15 protein-coding genes are annotated in these 17,284 nt (G+C 61.6%); 8 read left to right on the top strand and 7 right to left on the bottom strand.

Annotation, left to right across the window (positions count from 1 at the left end; translation table 11 throughout):
• Positions 1–137: 137 nt before the first annotated feature.
• Positions 138–1,148 carry a TMAO reductase system periplasmic protein TorT gene (torT, locus tag R3X27_RS24520; protein WP_317711543.1) on the bottom strand — a complete coding sequence of 337 codons (1,011 nt, stop codon included), beginning with the start codon at positions 1,146–1,148 and terminating at the stop codon, positions 138–140.
• Between torT and R3X27_RS24515 the strand changes: the two genes are divergently transcribed.
• Positions 1,126–3,936, top strand: a complete 2,811-nt coding sequence (locus tag R3X27_RS24515) for an ATP-binding protein (RefSeq protein ID WP_317711542.1) — start codon at positions 1,126–1,128, stop codon at positions 3,934–3,936. The genes torT and R3X27_RS24515 overlap by 23 nt on opposite strands.
• Here the strand turns inward: R3X27_RS24515 and R3X27_RS24510 are convergent.
• Positions 3,912–4,613 carry a winged helix-turn-helix domain-containing protein gene (locus tag R3X27_RS24510; RefSeq protein WP_317711541.1) on the bottom strand — a complete coding sequence of 234 codons (702 nt, stop codon included), beginning with the start codon at positions 4,611–4,613 and terminating at the stop codon, positions 3,912–3,914. The genes R3X27_RS24515 and R3X27_RS24510 overlap by 25 nt on opposite strands.
• A gap of 140 nt (positions 4,614–4,753) precedes the next feature.
• Between R3X27_RS24510 and R3X27_RS24505 the strand changes: the two genes are divergently transcribed.
• Both R3X27_RS24505 and moaA read left to right on the top strand, forming a co-directional pair.
• Entirely contained in the window at positions 4,754–7,426 is a 2,673-nt protein-coding gene (locus tag R3X27_RS24505) for a molybdopterin-dependent oxidoreductase (RefSeq protein ID WP_317711540.1), read from the top strand.
• Between the two features lie 62 nt (positions 7,427–7,488).
• Entirely contained in the window at positions 7,489–8,487 is a 999-nt protein-coding gene (moaA, locus tag R3X27_RS24500) for a GTP 3',8-cyclase MoaA (protein WP_317711539.1), read from the top strand.
• A gap of 195 nt (positions 8,488–8,682) precedes the next feature.
• On the opposite strand, the gene R3X27_RS24495 is transcribed toward moaA, so the two are convergent.
• The 3 genes from R3X27_RS24495 to R3X27_RS24485 all read right to left on the bottom strand — a co-directional run bounded on the left by R3X27_RS24495 (position 8,683) and on the right by R3X27_RS24485 (position 12,630).
• Positions 8,683–11,064, bottom strand: a complete 2,382-nt coding sequence (locus R3X27_RS24495) for a 1-deoxy-D-xylulose-5-phosphate synthase N-terminal domain-containing protein (RefSeq protein ID WP_317711538.1) — start codon at positions 11,062–11,064, stop codon at positions 8,683–8,685.
• Between the two features lie 91 nt (positions 11,065–11,155).
• The gene (locus R3X27_RS24490; RefSeq protein WP_317711537.1) at positions 11,156–12,172 is read right to left on the bottom strand and encodes a zinc-binding alcohol dehydrogenase family protein; all 1,017 of its coding nucleotides are present in this window, start codon (positions 12,170–12,172) and stop codon (positions 11,156–11,158) included.
• 167 nt (positions 12,173–12,339) lie between these two features.
• Entirely contained in the window at positions 12,340–12,630 is a 291-nt protein-coding gene (locus R3X27_RS24485) for a putative quinol monooxygenase (protein ID WP_317711536.1), read from the bottom strand.
• A 104-nt stretch (positions 12,631–12,734) separates the two neighbouring features.
• Here R3X27_RS24485 and R3X27_RS24480 point away from each other — a divergent pair, with 104 nt between their 5' ends.
• A complete protein-coding gene (locus R3X27_RS24480) occupies positions 12,735–13,655 on the top strand; it encodes a LysR family transcriptional regulator (RefSeq protein WP_317711535.1) in 921 nt (306 codons plus the stop codon).
• On the opposite strand, the gene R3X27_RS24475 is transcribed toward R3X27_RS24480, so the two are convergent.
• Together R3X27_RS24475 and R3X27_RS24470 are read right to left on the bottom strand one after the other, a co-directional pair.
• Positions 13,606–13,935, bottom strand: coding sequence for a hypothetical protein (locus R3X27_RS24475; RefSeq protein WP_317711534.1), 330 nt, complete (start codon positions 13,933–13,935; stop codon positions 13,606–13,608). The two genes, R3X27_RS24480 and R3X27_RS24475, sit on opposite strands and share 50 nt — an antisense overlap.
• 138 nt (positions 13,936–14,073) lie before the next feature.
• Entirely contained in the window at positions 14,074–15,126 is a 1,053-nt protein-coding gene (locus R3X27_RS24470) for a helix-turn-helix transcriptional regulator (RefSeq protein WP_317711533.1), read from the bottom strand.
• Between the two features lie 168 nt (positions 15,127–15,294).
• On the opposite strand from R3X27_RS24470, the gene R3X27_RS24465 reads away from it, so the two are divergent.
• The 4 genes from R3X27_RS24465 to R3X27_RS24450 are packed head-to-tail and all read left to right on the top strand — an operon-like array spanning position 15,295 to position 16,916.
• Positions 15,295–15,999 carry a hypothetical protein gene (locus tag R3X27_RS24465; RefSeq protein ID WP_317711532.1) on the top strand — a complete coding sequence of 235 codons (705 nt, stop codon included), beginning with the start codon at positions 15,295–15,297 and terminating at the stop codon, positions 15,997–15,999.
• Between the two features lie 41 nt (positions 16,000–16,040).
• On the top strand, positions 16,041–16,352 hold the full coding sequence (locus R3X27_RS24460) for a hypothetical protein (protein ID WP_317711531.1): 312 nt from the start codon (positions 16,041–16,043) through the stop codon (positions 16,350–16,352).
• Between the two features lie 50 nt (positions 16,353–16,402).
• On the top strand, positions 16,403–16,567 hold the full coding sequence (locus R3X27_RS24455) for a hypothetical protein (RefSeq protein ID WP_317711530.1): 165 nt from the start codon (positions 16,403–16,405) through the stop codon (positions 16,565–16,567).
• Positions 16,568–16,592: 25 nt separating this feature from the next.
• Positions 16,593–16,916, top strand: coding sequence for a hypothetical protein (locus R3X27_RS24450; protein ID WP_317711529.1), 324 nt, complete (start codon positions 16,593–16,595; stop codon positions 16,914–16,916).
• Positions 16,917–17,284 lie beyond the last annotated feature (368 nt).

The following is a 17,284-nucleotide window of genomic DNA, read 5'->3' as shown; positions in this document are numbered from 1 at the left end:
GGGGAGCGGAAGTTCGCTGCATCCCGTCCCTATGGCCGCTTTCGATCGTTGACCGAAACGAGTTCGACCGTTTGCCTTGATGTGCGCGATCCAACTCAACCTGCAGTGCAGGAACAGGGAATGGTATCGATCAGAAATCACTGGATTTTTGGAACGAACCCTGAGGGCGACAGCGGGATCTTCTGAGCAATAGCCGGTTCACTTGCAAGGAGTTCGATTGCGGGTCCCTTCAGACCCTGGGACGTCCTGCCGGAGACGGCCTCGAGGGCCATCTGGATCCCCAGTCGTCCCTGTTCGACCGGATCGTCGAAAGGCACTGAGAGAACACGGCCGCCGCTGAGACCGCGCCGGATGGAATGGCTGATATAGGTCGCAAGCAAAGACGGGGGCGCCTGGTGCGGGCCGGCGGCCAGCAGGCCAATGGCCGCTTCGGTGGCCGGTGCGCTGCCGATCAGGTAATCGATTCCGGGATGTTCCTGGAGCGCAAGCTCAACCTCGCGCATCTGTTCGCGCAGGCCGGTATCGGCGCTGCGGACATCGACAATCGAAACGCCGCTGCCCAGCAGACCCTGCCGAAGACCCGCTTCGAGCAACGGCGCCCAGCCGGATTCGCGCGGCCCGGAGATTAGAACGGCCGTGGCGCTCTGCCCCGGGTCGGGATGGCGTTCGGCGAGAAAACGGCCAATCGCGCTGCCCATGTCGCGCCAGTCGACCCCGATCGCGCCCGCGAGCTCCGGAGATCGCAGCTCGTTCACAAGGGCAAGGATCGGCGTTCTCTCCGAGAGTGCCGAGATCCGACCCAGCAGGTCGGGATCATCGGCGGAAACAGCCCCCAGCAGGATTGCATCGGCGCCACGCGCCACGCAGTCGCCCAGAAGTTCGATTTGACGTTGAAGCGCATGATACCCCCCCGACTCATAGGTCCAGAGCGAGACCCCGGCCGCTTCGGCCTCCGTCTCGAGCCCATAGGCAACGCTCAGCCAGTACTCGTCCTTGAAGTGCGGAACCACCACGCAGACCGACAGGTCACGGGTTGGCGGAGCGGAGGATGCGGCGGCAACGGGGTCGGCCTCGCCAGCTCCGATCGCAATTGCGCCAAGAACGGCCGCACAATAGGCTTGCCGCATGCGGCGAACGAATTTCGACACACAGCTCCTCAGGGTCTTTGCCTTCATTGTGAGTGTTCTGGTCGTCGTCAGCATGATTGCCCTTGCCACAAATCGCTATCTTGCCAACAGACACCGGACCCTGATCGAAAGCAATCTGCCAGCGGCATCTCTGGCGCGGACAATATCCGACGAGAGCCTCTATATCGCCACGCTCGCCCCGACCTTCTCCAAGATCGACGGGCTGAGCGAGTTGCGCGATCTGACCGATGCGCTCAATGCCGAACTCGACGGGCTGGAGCGCAATTTCGAGGGCCTGGCGGAGTATATCCCGGTCGAGCAGGAGATCACCGCGCTTCTTGCCCTGCAGCAGCTCAAGCAGGCCGTGGCGCAGCTCTCTGCCCTGTCCGAACGTCGACTGTCGATCGAGAACGAACTGGAGAGCCGCAGGCGGCAGCTTGCCGAGCTTCTGACCCAACTCGACGAGATCGTCTCAACCCAGACCGATATCGCCCGCGTCCGCGTCACCGCGGCTATCGCGGATCTGGTCGAGAACCGGGACGGCTTTCGGCGCGACGAACTGGACCGGTTGGCCGATATCGACTTCTTTGCTTTCGATCGCCATGTCGAACTCAGCGCTTCCCTCGATCGGGCTGGCCTGCTCATGGTGCGAATGGTGGACATGAACCATCTCGAGGATCTTGAAGCGGCACAGCTCGAGGTGGCCGAAAGCCTGGACCTTGCCGGGCGTCGGCTGAAGTATTTTCCCTCCCTGAAAGCGCAGAAGCGCGCCGACGAGATCCTCGAAGAGCTGGCTCGGGAAGTCGAGACCGGTGGCGGCTTCGATGTCATGTTCGACTATCTTGATCTGCGCACGCAAACCGAGGCGGTGTTGACGGAGTTGCCGCAGGATGTCGTCCAGTTGACCGCCTTCTCGGATACCCTTCTCGGTCAGGTCCAGAGCGCCGCAAACGACCTGCAGTCCCGGACGCTGCAATTGGGAGAGCGGCTCTCGTTCGGGCTGCTGGCGATTATCCTTCTGGCCCTTGCGGCGACGATCTTCGCCTGGCAGTTCGCGCGGCGGCAGGTCGTCGAGCGATTGCGCGTCCTGGCGGGGCATATCGCGGCCCTGGGACGAGAGGAATACGATCACGCGGTTCCGGTGAGCGGGGATGACGAGATCGGGCAAATGGAAAAATCGCTGGACGGGCTGAGAGTCCAGGCTGCCGAGGCGCGCGACCTTCGCGAGGAGCTGGAGGAAACCGTTCTCAAGCGCACGGGCGAAATCGTTGCCGAGATGGAGGCTCATGACTCGGCGCGCGCGGCGGCAGAGGCCTCGGACCGGGCGAAATCCGAGTTCCTGGCCCGGATGAGCCACGAGATCCGGACGCCGCTGAACGGGGTGATCGGAATGCTGCGACTCCTGGAGGGGGAGACGGCGGCCGGCGACGGGCGTCAACGCCTGACCACGGCGCGTATATCGGCCGAGCACCTGCTGGAACTGACCAATGACATTCTCGATTATTCCAGTACCCAGAAGGGCAACGCCACGCAGGATGTCGACTTCGACCTTCGCGAACTCGTGGGGCAGTTCACGAGCTTCCTGTCAGCCGGCACGAGCGCCAAGGGGCTGGCGATGTCGGTCGATCTGGCACCGACGGCGCCTCCCGCGCTTCTGGGCGATGTGGGCAAGATCCGGCAGGTTGTGATCAACCTGCTGTCGAACGCGGTAAAATACACTGACGAAGGGGAAGTCGCGCTCATGGTCGATCACGCCCCCAATCCCGCGACCGGCAAAAATGTGCTGAGCTTCGCGGTTGCGGATTCCGGCATCGGTATCGAACCGGAGCAGGTGGAGGCGATCTTCGACGCCTATCGCCGCAGCGATGACGGCCGGACCGGCATCGAGGGCATCGGACTGGGCTTGACGATTTCCCGGCGCCTCACGCAGATCCTCGGCGGCGCCCTGACTGTCGAGAGCGAACCGGGCGTTGGCTCGCGCTTCACGTTGACGGTTGAGCTGGCGGAGGGGGATATCGCCCGGGCCGTCAGTTCGCGCGAAGAGGTGCTGACGGGGGCGCTGGACAAGCATGTCCTGCTGATCGAGGACAATGCGGTGAACCGCATGGTTGCACGCGGATATCTCGAGCGGCTGGGCTGCCGCGTGACGGAAGCCGAAACCGGCGCGGCAGGGGTCGCGGCGGTCGTGGCGGATCGGTTCGACCTTGTCCTGCTCGATCTCGACCTGCCCGATATTCCCGGCCCCGAGGTTGCCCGCCAGATCCGGGAGGCGTTGGAAGAGGTGCCGCCCCTGGTTGCCCTGACCGCACATCGCGTCATCGGCCGGGTGGATGTGTCGGCCGAGCTGAACATGGACGCGGCGCTGGAAAAGCCGATCTCGCCACGTCAGCTCGCGGCGCTGCTGCGGGGCGAGAGCCTGTCCCCGTCACAGGGGGCGGTCGCTGTCGATGATGCGACGCTGGGCGGGCTGCGGGAGGATCTGCAGTTCCTCGGCACCGAGGAGACAACCGAGATCCTTGTCGGCTATTTCACGCAGTCCGAACGCATCCTGACCGAGCTGAGACGGGCCATCGCGGAGGAGGACCATGCCGAGACCGCCCGGTTGGCGCATCGTCTCAAGGGCGCCGCGGCGAATTTCCGGCTGACGGAGCTGGCCGGTCAACTGGCGCAGATCGAAGCCGCCGCGCGCAGCGAAGATCCGCTCGCCGAGCTGTCCCAGTCGCTGGACCAGACTTTCCGCGCCGCCTCGGACAAGCTGCGCGCCGCGGCCGAGACTGCCGGTATTCAACTCTCTGACGCGAAGAGATAGCCCTCGCCATAGACTGTGATGATCCAGTCGGGGCGTGACGGGTCCGCCTCGATTTTCTTTCGCAACCGCCCGATCAACACGTCGATTGTCCGACTGTCCGAGGCCCATCGGCGCTGCTGGATCAGGTCCAGCAACCGGTCGCGCGACAGCGCCACGCCGGGTGTCTTTACCAGCGCATGGAGCAGCTCATACTCAGCGCGGGTCAGCGGTTCGACCCGGCCATCCCGGTTATCGAGACGGCGGCGCGACGTGTCGAGTGTCCAGTCGCCGAACCGCGTCCTCGGTTCCTGCGCGGCCTGCGCGCTGCGGTTCTCCATCACCCGCACAAGCAGGCCCTTCACCCGGGCGAGCAGTTCGCGATAGTCGAAGGGTTTGGTGACATAGTCATCCGCACCCATCTCCAACCCGACGATCCGGTCGATCTGGTCGTCCCGGCTGGTCAGCAGGATGATCCCGACATTGGAGAGCGACCGTTGCTCCCGGGTGATGGTCAACCCGTCCTTTCCCTCCAGACCGATATCGACCAGCAGGAGGTCGGCCGGATCGCGTGCGAGGATCCCTTCCATGACGTCCGCATTCTCGGCCTCGCTCACGCGGTAGAGCTGCTTGCGCAAGGCGGTCGAGAGCCTGCGTCGGGTGGTGATGTCATCCTCGATCACGACGATATGCGGTGTCATGGCTGGCCTTTCCTTCCGGGAATGGTTCCATTTACATTCTTTTACAAGTTCAAATGGGCTGTTCAACTTGTTTGAAAGACCGGTTTACAGCCCGCCAATACCCTTGGGGCAATTGCATCCGCTTTCCAAGGGAGTCAGCCATGACCTTCGCCAAACCGTCCCGCCGCGCATTCCTCATAGGAGGAGCCGCGACTCTGGGCGCGGCACGCCTGATGAGCACCACGGCGCTCGCCTCCATCGACCCGAACTCGTTCTCCGGCCGTGTCTTCCACGCAAGCCATTATGGCCCGTTCGAAGCGGTTGTGCGGGACGGCAAGCTTGTCGGCATCAACACGATGATGGAGCTCGACGCCCGTCCGACCGAGATGCTGACCTATGGCGTCATGGACCGGACCTATGACAAGACACGCGTCAACTACCCAATGGTGCGCAAATCCTATCTCGAGGGTTGGGAGAGCGGCGATATAAAGCCCGAGCTGCGCGGCAAGGAAGAGTGGGTCAAGGTCGACTGGGACACTGCCTGGTCACTGACGGCCAAGGCGCTGCTCGACACCGCCACGAACCATGGCAACGAAGCCATCTTCTCCTCCTCCTATGGCGGCTGGTCCAATGCCGGCGTCTTCCGCCCCAACGTCTTGCAAGGGCGCCTGTTGAACCTCATGGGCGGCTGCACCAACACCGCTGGCGACTGGTCCGCCGGTGCCGGACAGGTCGTCATGCCGCATATCATCGGCGACATGGAGGTCTATTCGGCGCAATCGGCCTGGGAAACCATCCGCGACAATACGGAAGTCTTCGTGCTGGTCGGCTGTGACCCGATCAAGAACAACCGGATCGAATACCGGGTGGCCGATCACGGCATGTATGCGCATTGGGAAGAGATCCGGGACAATGGCGTGAAATTCCTCTCGATCAACCCGCAGCACACTGCGACGGACGAATATCTCGGCGCCGAGCGCACCGCGATCATCCCCAATACCGATACCGCACTCTTCCTTGCCATGGCGCATCACGCGCTGGAAAACGGCTGGGACGACAAGGACTACATGGCGAAATACACGGTCGGCGCCGACAAGTGGATCGCCTATGTCAAGGGCGAGACGGACGGCCTGCCCAAGACCCCGGCCTGGGCTTCGGAGATCACCGGGATCGAAGAACAGCAGATCAAGGATCTCTGCGAAACCATCGCCAGCTCCAAGACCTGCATCGCCGGTTCCTGGGCGATCCAGCGGGCCCAGCATGGCGAGATGGCCTATTGGTCCATCGTCAACTTCGCAGCCCTTCTGGGCAAGATCGGCAAGCCGGGCCAGGGTGTCGGCTTCAGCTGGCATTATGGCAATGGCGGCATGCCGCAAGGCGGCAACGCGACGCCGGTCGGCATGAGCCAGGGCCGCAACTTCATCAAGAAGGTTGTGCCAGCCAGCCGGATCACCGAGGCGCTGGAAAACCCCGGCGAGGAATTCTTCTACAACGGGCAGACCAACAGCTACCCGGACATCAGGATGATCTTCAACGCCGGCAACAACTTCATGTCGCATCAGCAGGACACGAACCGACTGATCCGGGCGCTGAACAAGGTCGAGACCATCGTCTGTGTCGATGTCTGGTGGACGGCGGCGACCCGCTGGGCCGATATCGTGCTGCCCGCGGCCTCGACGCTGGAGCAGGACGACATCACCTCGGGTGGCACCTATTCCAACGACCGTGTCTACGCGATGAAGAAGGTGATCGAGCCAATTGCCGACAGCCTGCCGGACTACGAGATCTTCGAAGGGCTGGCCGACAAGCTCGGCCTCTGGGCGCAGTTCACCGACAGCGAGGACAAGATGTATCACATCAAGCTCGCCTATGAAGCCTCCGGCGCGGCCAAGGACATGCCGTTCGAGGAGTTCTGGGAGAAGGGCTACGCCCGGATGCCGGTGCCGGCTGAGGCTCGCAAGTGGACCCGTCACGGCGCCTTCTACGAGGATCCCGACGCCAACCCGCTGCACACCAGCTCGGGCAAGATCGAGATGTTCTGCGAAACCATCGCCGGCTTCGAGTTGGACGACTGCCCCGGTATGCCCATGTGGTTGGAGAAGCACGAATACCTCGGTGTAGCCAAGCCCGGCCAGTTGCACGTGGTCTCGCCGCACCCGTGGTTCCGCCTGCACAGCCAGATGGGCAACTCCGAGCGCCTGCGTGACCTCTACATGGTTCAGGGCCGCGAGCCGGTACGGATCAATACCCAGGACGCCGCTGATCGCGGCATCGAGGATGGCGACCTCGTCGAGCTCTACAACAAGCGCGGCACGGTGATCGCAGGCGCGGTCGTCAGCGACGACATCATGCCCGGCGTGGTCTCGATCTACGAAGGTGGCTGGCCGCAGCTCGACAGCAAAGGGCGGGACAACTCCGGTCTCGCGAATTTCCTGACCTCCACCCAGCGGGCCTCCGGCCTGTCTGAAGCAACCACCGCCAACACCGTGCTGGTCGAGATGCGCAAATGCGAGGACCCGGAAGGCCCGAACATGGCCTACCATCCGCCCGCGATCATCGATGGCATGGACGTTGCAGCCATCGATGACGACTTGCTGGGACTGGAACGGCTCGAAGACCTGACCGCTTCGCTCTATGCCGATATGGGGCCGGGCGAGAAGATGTTCTTCGAACGTTGCACCGTCTGCCACGCACCGCGCGAAGTCACCCACTACACGCAGCAACAGTGGAAGGGCATCGTGCCGTCCATGTTCGAACGCGCAGGGTTCGAAGAGGAAGAGCGGGCGCTCGTCATGGACTACCTGATGAAAAACGCCGCAGACGCCGCGCATTGACCTGATGAAAGGGGCGGCCGGCCTGGCTGGCCGCCCCGTTTTTCCATTTCCCGAGCGACATCATGCCCTTCGATGCCACACAGGCCCCTCTCACGGATTCCTTCGGTCGCCAGGTCACCTACCTGCGCGTTTCCGTCACGGATCGCTGTGATCTCCGTTGCACCTATTGCCTGCCGGAGCGGGCCCGCTTTCTGCCGAGGAAAGAGCTCTTGTCGCTCGAAGAGATCGCGCGCCTTTCGGAGGCCTTCATGGATCTTGGGGTGCGAAAGATCCGCATCACCGGCGGAGAGCCCCTGATACGCCGCGACATACTCAGCCTGTTTCGCCAGCTTTCCCCGGCGCTTGACGCGGGCAGGCTGGAAGAGCTGACCCTGACCACGAATGGCTCCCAGCTTGCACGTTTCGCGAGTGATCTCGCTGCGCTCGGGGTTGCGCGTGTCAATGTTTCTCTCGATTCCCTGTCGCCCTGCCGCTACAGGCAGATCACCCGCACCGGAACCCTCGACAAGGTCATGAAGGGCCTGGAGGCCGCGCAATCCGCCGGGCTGAAAGTCAAGCTCAATGCCCTGGCCAGCCGGGGCCCGTTCGAAGAGGAAATCGACGACCTGATCCGCTTTGCACATGGCCACGGAATGGACCTGACCCTGATCGAGGAAATGCCACTGGGGCGAACGGGAACAGATCGCAGCCAAACATTTCTTTCCATCGGGGCGTTGCGCCGCGCCCTGTCACGGCGCTGGACACTGAAGGAGAATGATCACAATAGCGGCGGTCCGGCGCGCTACGTGACCGTTGCGGAAACCGGGGGCCGCATCGGGTTCATCACCGCCATGAGCTGCAGTTTCTGCGACAGCTGCAACCGGGTCCGTTTGTCGAGCACGGGACGTCTCTTCACCTGTATGGCCCAATACGGCTCGGTGGACCTGCGTCCGGGCTTGAAGGGCGGACGTCACGCTCTTCCTGACCTTGTTCGGGAAGCTGTTCTCGCAAAGCCCGCCCGGCACGATTTCCACGATGGTCCCGCCGATTTGGGACGAACAATGTCGTCACTCGGCGGATAACGGCAAGACCGCTCCCGAAACGGACCCCCCAGAACCCGCTCCCAGCGCAGGGACGAAAACTGCGTCCGGGCCAGTCGCGCCACTGCGCGGAAAGGCTGCGAACCGACAGTCGCTGCATCCGTCGCGGATGACGTCCTTGGTGAAGCGCGCTTCGATGTATGATCCCGATGCCCGACGAAAACGCAGAAGTGCTGGTCAGGTTGCCCTCTGACCGCTGACCGCCCTTCCGGCTGTCAAACCGTTCACCTTGCTGACAATGGCTTCGGCATCCAGCCCGTGGTGCCGGTAGAGATCGCCGATTGTGCCGGTCTGTCCGAAATGTTCGACGCCCAACGGGATGGTCCTGTGCCCCATGACGGCGCCCAACCAGGACAACGTTGCGGGGTGACCGTCGATCAGGGTAATCAGCTTCGAATGCGATGGAAGCTGTGCCAGCAAGGTTTCGATATGAGATTGCGCGGTCTCGTTGCCGCGCGAGCGTGCGCGTTGCGCCGCGGTCCAGCCTGCATTCAAACGGTCGGCCGATGTTACGGCAAGAACGCCGATGTCACGGCGACCCTCTCCGATTATTCCAGCCGCCTTGATGGCCTCGACCCCGACAGCGCCCTGGTAGGCGATGACCACCTCGCAGTTCGCGCCGGGTTTGCGTAGCCAATATGCGCCGTCGATGGCCCCCTGCCGATAGTCATCGTCGACACGTTTGCCGGGCTGCTCTATCGGGTTTGTGGTCAAGCGAAGATAGACGGAACCGCCGGTTTCATCCCGCAGCCAGGTGCGCTCGTCTCGATGGCCTTCGCCATCGCGCTGGAGGTACGCGAAGGCCCATTCCATGATCACCGCCAACTCGTCCGCAAAGGCTGGCTCAAAGGCGGCCAGCCCATCCTGGCTCATGCCGATCAATGGCGTGCCGACGGATTGGTGGGCGCCGCCTTCCGGCGCAAGGGTCACGCCGGACGGCGTACCAACCAGGATGAAGCGGGCATCCTGGTAGCAGGCGTAGTTCAGGGCATCGAGTCCACGTGCGACGAAGGGATCGTAGACCGTGCCAATCGGGATCAAGCGCTTCCCGAAGAGCGAATGTGACAGCCCAGCCGCGCCAAGCAGCAACATCAGGTTCATCTCGGCGATACCAAGCTCGATATGCTGACCGTCTGGCGTGAACTCCCACTTCGCCGTTGACGGGATGCGATGTTCGATGAAGGCATCAGGCTGCTCGGACTTGGCAAAGAGCTTGCGCCGGTTCACCCAGGGGCCGAGATTCGTCGTTCCCGTCACATCAGGCGATGTGGTCACGATCCTTTCGGCAAGCAGGCTGTCACCCTTGGAGAGGTCGTCGAGGATCTTTCCGAAGGCCATTTGCGTGGATGTCTCGCGCGACATGTCGAGTTCGATCCCGGGAACAGCGATCCTGTCGTCGTGGTATCGGCGCACGCCCTTTGCGAAGAACGGAACGCTGGCCAGGAATTCCTTGAAGGCGACCGGGTCCTTAACGCCCGCAAGTGTTTCCCACTCCTCGCCGTCCGCGATGCCCATGTGCTGTTGCCACTCGGCAAACTGGCGCTTGTTCATCAGGCCGCCGTGGTTGTCCTTGTGCCCGGCAATCGGTGTGCCCCAGCCCTTGACGGTGTAGGCGAGAAAGCACGTGGGACGATCGTGGTCGATGGCGGCGAAGGTGTTGGCCATCGTTTCCACGCAATTGCCGCCGAGGTTCTCCATCAGCTTCGCCAACTCTTCGTCGCTGCGGCGCTCGATCAGGGCCGTGACCGCACCCTGATCGCCAAGGTCATCCATCAAACGCTGTCGCCAGACGGCACCGCCCATGTAGGTCAGCGCCGAGTAGTCCTGATTGGGGCAGGAATCGATCCATGCCCGCAAGGTCTCGCCGCCCGGTTCCTCGAAGGCGGCCTGCTGCAGAACACCGTATTTCACCCGCCGGACGTCCCAGCCGAAGGCGTCGAAGATCTTCTCGATCCGTTCGAACAGGCCCTCGCGCACGATCCCGTCCAGGGATTGCCGGTTGTAGTCGATGATCCACCAGGTATTGCGCAGGTCGTTCTTCCATCCTTCCTGCAACGCCTCATAGATGTTGCCCTCATCCAGTTCGGCGTCCCCAACCAACGCCACCATGCGTCCCTGTGGCGCGTCCGTCCCCCAACTCTTGGCCTCGATGTAATCTTGGATGACGGCGGCAAAGGAGGTGATCGCGACACCCAGACCGACCGATCCGGTCGAGAAATCCACGTCGTCCACGTCCTTGGTCCGGCTGGGATAGGATTGCACCCCACCGAAGCCACGGAAGTTCTCCATGTTCTCTTGGGATTGGTTGCCCATCAGGTATTGCATGGCATGGAAAACGGGCGACGCGTGCGGCTTGACGGCAACGCGATCCTCGGGCTTCAGTTCGGAGAAATACAGCGCCGTAATGATCGACACCATCGAGGCCGACGACGCCTGATGGCCACCGACCTTGATCCCATCCACCTTGGGGCGAACGTGGTTTGCATGGTGGATCATCCAGTGCGACAGCCACAACAGCCGTTTCTCCACGATCCTGAGATTGTCCATTTCCCGCGTCATGCCCGTCCTCCCCGATGGTTGCTGCGTCGGTTCTGCTCCGGCAGTCCCCGGGGCGCCCCTTGGTCAGGCGCCCCGGCGGTCGCCGGCCGGTTCAGAAACCTTCCAGAGTGATCTTGCCCTTGGCCTTGCCTGTCTCCAGCAAGCCATGCGCACGGATCAGGTTCTCCGCGTTTATGGTCCCGAAGGCTTCCGTCGCCGTGGACTTGATCTTGCCCGCATCGATTAGCCCAGCGACCTCGTTCAGAATGTCCCTCTGACGGGCGCTGTCCTCGGTGCCGAACAGGGACCGCGTGTACATGAACTCCCAGTGCACGGAGGCCGATTTCTGCTTGAACGGCATGATATTGAAGTCTTCCGGGTCATCGATCAGGCCGAAGCGCCCTTGCGGCGCGATGAACTCTGCGGCCTGCGGCACGTATCCATCCGAGTAATTGGTGGAGAACACGAAGCCGGGTGCGCCAATCCCGAGCGCCGCGATCTGCTCGGGCAGCGGTTTGGTGTGATCCACGACATGGTGCGCACCCAGGCTCTTGACCCATTCCCGCGTCTCCGCGCGCGACGCCGTGGCGATGACGACCAGATCCGTCAGTGCGTGCAGCAGCTGGATGGCAATCGACCCGACGCCTCCAGCGCCACCGATGATCACGACAGCATTGGCCGCACCCGGCACCGGCCGCGTCACGTCGAGGCGGTCAAACAGCATTTCATAGGCGGTCAGCGTGGTCAGAGGCATCGCAGCGGCGGCAGCCGTGTCGATTGAACGTGGGGCATGGCCGACGATCCGCTCATCGACAAGGTGATACTCCGAGTTCGTTCCGGGGCGGTTGATTGCGCCCGCGTACCAGACCGTGTCGCCGGGTTTGAACTCTGAGGAAGCGCTGGCCACCTCGACCACCTCGCCAACCGCATCCCACCCAAGGATGGCCGGTGCGTCGCCTTCAGGCGCGCGGCGTTGCCGGATCTTGGTGTCGACCGGGTTCACCGACACCGCCTGAACCTTCACCAGCAGATCTTGCCCATTGGCCTTCGGGATCTCGGCGTCGAAATCGATCAAGGCGTCGTCGCGATCAATGGGTCCCATGCTTGTGTACCCAACAGCTTTCATCATCCTGTCCTCTTCAAACTGATAGAAGTCATCCTGGCTCTGCGCCGACCTCGCGTCTTTCGGAAACCGCGGCCGGCAAGACAGCCACGCCATTCAACCGCCCGTTAGACAGGGTCCGTAAATCGGCGCATGTGATGCTGGCCGGGGCTTGCCCGGCCATGCAAAGGATCTCAACCGATGACGGTCATCTCGTTGAGAGTGAACTCGTCCACAGCGCCATCGGTGGCAGCCATGTAATCTGCCAGGTGCTGGTTATTCATATGGGTCTGCCACAGCTCGCGGCTTTCCCAGTTCTCGTAGAACAGGAAATGCGCCGGGTTCTCGTTGTCCTGATGAAGGTCGTAGTTGATGCAGCCTTTCTCGGCGCGCGTGACATCGATCAGTTTCAAAAGCTCCGACTTCACCAGTTCGATCTTGTCTGGGTTTGCCTTGATGTTGGCGACGATGGTCAGTTTGGGCATTCGATGGCTCCGTTCAGCAGGTGTTTCGATGAACGGAATTTACGGGGCCAAGGTTTCCGGATAAACAAGCAATCATCAAAATGATAATCCGGAAATTTCGAATAATGTTGATCGACAGTATCCGCCTCTTTCTCAAGATCACCGAGAAGGGCAGCATGGTTGCTGCCGGGCGCGAAGTCGGGCTGTCCGCATCCACGGTGTCCGAAAGGTTGGCGTTCCTTGAGGCCCATTACGGGGTTGTCCTGTTCAACCGGACCACCCGCTCCCTGAGCCTGACCGACGAGGGGCGAACGCTTCTCGAAGGCGCAAGGGCGGTCCTGAGCGAGATTGACGATCTGGACACGCGCATCCGGCATGGGGCGGAGACCCTTTCAGGCCCGATCCGGGTCAGTGCCCCGGTCGATCTCGGGAGAACGGTCGTCACACAAGCTGTAACAGCCTTCATCGAAGCGCATCCGTCCATCTCCATTGAGCTGGCGCTCTCAGATGGCTACGTGGACCTGGTCGGCCAGGGCTTTGACATCGCGCTCCGGTTTGGCGCCGTGGCCGACAGCACCTTGCGGGCCCGCACTCTCGGGGAGTACCGGCGGATCGTCTGCGCCGCCCCCTCCTACCTTGCAGAGCATGGAACCCCAAGAACGCCGGCCGACTTGATCAATCACAACTGCCTTGTCATGCGTTTTGGCATGACCCTGGACAATATCTGGCGATTTGGAGAGGGCAAGAAGGTTCTGGTTGTCACCGTTCGGGGCGACAAGGTTGTCAACGACGGCTGGCTGATACGTCAATGGGCACTTGAGGGCCGCGGTATCATTCTGAAATCGGAACTCGATGTCGCGGATGACCTGTCGTCGGGACGGCTTGTTGCGCTCCTCGAAGACGAAGCTCCACCGCCCAATCCTCTGCAAATGGTGTTTCCACCGGGGCGTGCACAGCCAAGGCGGGTCAGGGCGCTGGCCGAGAGACTTTCGGCCATCATGAAGGAACGAAGGCAGGCCAATGGCGAAGTAATTCGCCAAAGCTGACGCGGACTGCGAGTGCGATGAATGTCGGCTGTGGGCCGGCCTCGCTTCCAGATCCTTTGCTGCATCTGCTTAACGCGGCAAGTGCTCGAAAGTCGGGAATGCGCAGGTAGCGGTTGCTCGCGATGATCGGTCGAAGGTCGGCAAGGTCCGCAGTGCCGACGCTGATCCACCAGGCGATGAACGACGGCTCCGCCTCGAACCGGGCCTTGGTGCCTTCAGCGGCGAAGGACAGAGAAGAGCCCTTCTTGACCGATGCTGCGCGTTGCACCTGCGGCAGCATTACCGGTACTCCGGACCATCGCTGCGAACGGGATAAAGCGATCCTTGCAAGAGCAGCATTCAGCAAGAAGGCCAGAGAACGGACTCTCGCTGCGGCTTGCGCGCAAGGCTGCTCGGTGGGCGGACGAGACGTTCGCGCTCAAGTTGTCCGACGTGACTGCAGGGTCGCAACGGGGTTTTCGCCAAAGACATCTTTGTAGAGCTTGCTGAACCGCCCGTGATGTTCGATGCCGCACATTAGACAGACATCTGACACGGTAGTTGGACCATTGCGGTCGAGCAGCGCACGCCTTGCGCAATGGAGCCTTGCCTGTGAAAGCACTTGCATCGGCGGCGCCCCGCGAACTTTGCGAAAGGCGGCTTGAAGAGTTCGTTCGGAGACGCCGACGTGGCGGGCAATGTCCCGAACACTACCGATTTGGTCGGGTCTCTCGAAAATCAGTGCTTCGGCTTTTCGAACGTATGTAAGACACAGGTCTTGCTCCTGGCCCAACGGCTCTCGCGCAGCAGGACCAAGAAATGTGTCCAGGCAGGCGTTCATCTGCTCGATAACCAACGTCGTCCAGGCATCTGCCAAGTGCTTCTCAATTTCTCTCGCGCCGGTTAGGGAAACCTGCGTAGCGAGTGCGAGCGTCAGGCGCGCCAAGTGCAAATCGGCATTCCTGGACATATCGCCCCAAACCATGCCCCCCCTTGCTTCCATGCGTGCGAGACGGTCTCCCAGCGGTTGCGACGGCAGGGAGAGTACAAAAGCTTCGTAGCGGGCATCCCGATCGGGCAGGACGGTCGTCTCGCGCGTCCCGCGACCGATCAGAATCCATGGTTCGTCCTTGCGCTCAAACCGCATGTGTTCGTTCCGGCTCGCCAATGTCCCCTTTACCGGAACCAGGAGGTTGGGACGTTGGAGTTCCGACAAGACAACGTCATGTCCGGTGGATCTTACATAGGCGAGGCTCAGCGAGCCAATATCGCTGATCGCGACGGCTGCCTCGCCACCTGTCGGATTGTGAAGCGTGAGAGTGGCCTTGCCCGTGAATTGGCGCCTGGAGAGCTTCGTCTTTTGGTTGCCATAATACGAACTGAGGCGAAATCCTCCGATCTCCTTTGGAAGCCCGCCGTCAGCGGCCTCGCTCAGCACACAGGGAGCGAACCCGGCCATTGGATTGGAAACCTGTGCAATCGGATCGAACATTTCTTACCCATGTTTCGGCTATTGGATAATGCCTGCGCCTGATGGATAGACGGGTTCCCCGCAGGCTGCAATCTTCGCCGATGAATCGTGGTCAGACAGAAGGCGTTCCGCAGAGTTTGATCCCCGCATGCCAACACATGCAGCAGCGCCTTTCGGAGAAGCGTTGCTGTGTCTGAAGTGCCCAAAACAATCGATATTCAGGGTTTTGAACCAATGACCAAACCTCTTCGTCTCGCGGCCATCTCGGCAATGCTCACCGCGCTGCCTTTCGCTGCTACGTCCGCAAATGTCGGCCAGGCCTCCATCGATGGCTGCATCGATCAGATCCGCACGGTCGGTGGACCAGACGGCCAGAGCGGTACAGTCATTTCGTCGGAATACTCCGAGGCCAACTCCCTCATCATGTTCCGCGATGCAGGAAACACTGTCTGGCGCTGCCTTGTTTCCAATGACGGCGTTATCGCTGAACTCACCGTCGCGGAAGCGGCCGATGACGGTGACGGTGATGGTGATGGTGATGGTGATGGTGATGGTGATGGCGCGATGGCGGGTTCTGGATCGTCAAGCTCCGAACGGGTGCAGTTCGCAGGTGGCACGTCCGGTGCCGAGCTTACCGGTTCTCTGCTGCCGCAAGAGAGCCGACGCTACATCCTTGGGGCGCGCGACGGGCAGTTCCTGTATTTTCGCCTTGCCGCGAACGGACCCGGTATGACCTACGTGATCTACAACCCTGACGGGTCGGTGTTGCTCGATGAAATGGGGGCCGCGCAAGAGTATCGTGGGCAGCTCTGGCAGTCGGGTGACCACGTGATCGAGGTTTACAACACCTCCAATGGTGCCCAGTCCTACAACGTCATCTTCGGGATTGAATGACACAGGTAGCCGACAACGCTGCGTCAAGAATTGGAGGATCCATGAATAATCCGCGCAAGTTGATCCTTGCCGTTACAGCATTCGGTGCTTTGGCCGGATGCGTAGAGACGTCCAACCCCACCGCACCGCCCTCGGGCCAACCGTCCGTGGGAAGCGCCACCGATTTGACGGCATTTGAAGGTGCACGTGCCGGCCAGGCCGAGATGGGCATCCAAAACCTCGGCTACGAGTTGATCCGGACCGACGGCCTTACGGCGTTCTGGTTCAACCGAAGCACCGGCGCCTGCGCGCGAATCACGACGTCAGATGGCCGCTATTCCAATGTCACCATGATGCCGGTCGAGGATTGCTGATACGGCCGCAAGGTAAAAAACACCTCGCAACTAAACCCAAGGTAAACCAAATGAAAAATGCCCTCGCTGTCTCCATCATCCTCGTTGTCCTGGCAGGATGTGTTGACGAGCAGTCCTATACGACGGAAGCCGATATCTCGGAAGCGAACCGCAACACCGAATGTCCTGTGGATGTGACGGAAGCTGATCGCGCCAATTACCCGGCGTGCAACTGATCTGGCTCCGCGGGCGGCCAGGCACGTGCTCGGAGATCAGCGAAAGCAAATGAGATCCAGGCTGACGACAGCCTGCCAATGGGTCGTTCGGATCGTCGGGGTATTTTACCTCTTTGCCCTGGCGTTGCTTCTGGTCGGGACCTTCGGGCTCTTCGATCAGGAGCGCGATCCCCTGGCCGGGGTGTTCCTGATGCCCCTGGGGTTGCCATGGGTTCTTTGGCTGGATGGGTTTCCGGATCGCAGCCTGCCCTGGTTGGCCACTCTGGCGCCGTTGCTGAACCTCACGATTTTGACATTGCTTTGTCGCTACGTTCGCAGCGACACGGCTGACGAAAAAACAACTCAATAAGGGAGGGCCAAGTGCACTTTGACCTCGCACATGCGCTCGTAACGGGCGTTCTCGTATTTGCCGTAATGATCGGAATGCAAAAGGCGGGCCTCTATGCTCCGCACAAGGAGGGTGGCCCGAGGTGGAGTTGGCCGCTGTTCTTCGGGATCGGTGCCGCGGTGTTTGTCCTCAATTTGGTTTGGCCCTGAAGGCTATCGCTTCTGCAGCAACTGAACGGATACGGCGGCCGACGAGACGGAAATGACCCGATCTCAAATCGAAGCCGACATTCCGCTCGGCTGAGCCGGATGGCCGCACCGGGCCGTTCTCGACGGTCAACCTGGCCGGATCGATCGCACGCTCTCGCGGATGCAGAATCGGTCAGGTAG

Source organism: Tropicimonas sp. TH_r6 (genome assembly GCF_033101155.1).
Lineage (GTDB): Bacteria > Pseudomonadota > Alphaproteobacteria > Rhodobacterales > Rhodobacteraceae > Tropicimonas.
This window is presented reverse-complemented; position numbering and strand designations above follow the sequence as displayed.

Coding starts and splice junctions, on each gene's coding strand:
- moaA (WP_317711539.1), top strand. CDS start 7,489: ATGCCCTTCGATGCCACACAGGCCCCTCTCACGGATTCCTTCGGTCGC.
- R3X27_RS24495 (WP_317711538.1), bottom strand. CDS start 11,064: ATGACGCGGGAAATGGACAATCTCAGGATCGTGGAGAAACGGCTGTTG.
- R3X27_RS24475 (WP_317711534.1), bottom strand. CDS start 13,935: ATGCTGCCGCAGGTGCAACGCGCAGCATCGGTCAAGAAGGGCTCTTCT.
- R3X27_RS24460 (WP_317711531.1), top strand. CDS start 16,041: ATGAATAATCCGCGCAAGTTGATCCTTGCCGTTACAGCATTCGGTGCT.
- R3X27_RS24485 (WP_317711536.1), bottom strand. CDS start 12,630: ATGCCCAAACTGACCATCGTCGCCAACATCAAGGCAAACCCAGACAAG.
- R3X27_RS24510 (WP_317711541.1), bottom strand. CDS start 4,613: ATGACACCGCATATCGTCGTGATCGAGGATGACATCACCACCCGACGC.
- R3X27_RS24455 (WP_317711530.1), top strand. CDS start 16,403: ATGAAAAATGCCCTCGCTGTCTCCATCATCCTCGTTGTCCTGGCAGGA.
- R3X27_RS24490 (WP_317711537.1), bottom strand. CDS start 12,172: ATGATGAAAGCTGTTGGGTACACAAGCATGGGACCCATTGATCGCGAC.
- R3X27_RS24470 (WP_317711533.1), bottom strand. CDS start 15,126: ATGTTCGATCCGATTGCACAGGTTTCCAATCCAATGGCCGGGTTCGCT.
- R3X27_RS24515 (WP_317711542.1), top strand. CDS start 1,126: ATGCGGCGAACGAATTTCGACACACAGCTCCTCAGGGTCTTTGCCTTC.
- R3X27_RS24505 (WP_317711540.1), top strand. CDS start 4,754: ATGACCTTCGCCAAACCGTCCCGCCGCGCATTCCTCATAGGAGGAGCC.
- R3X27_RS24480 (WP_317711535.1), top strand. CDS start 12,735: ATGTTGATCGACAGTATCCGCCTCTTTCTCAAGATCACCGAGAAGGGC.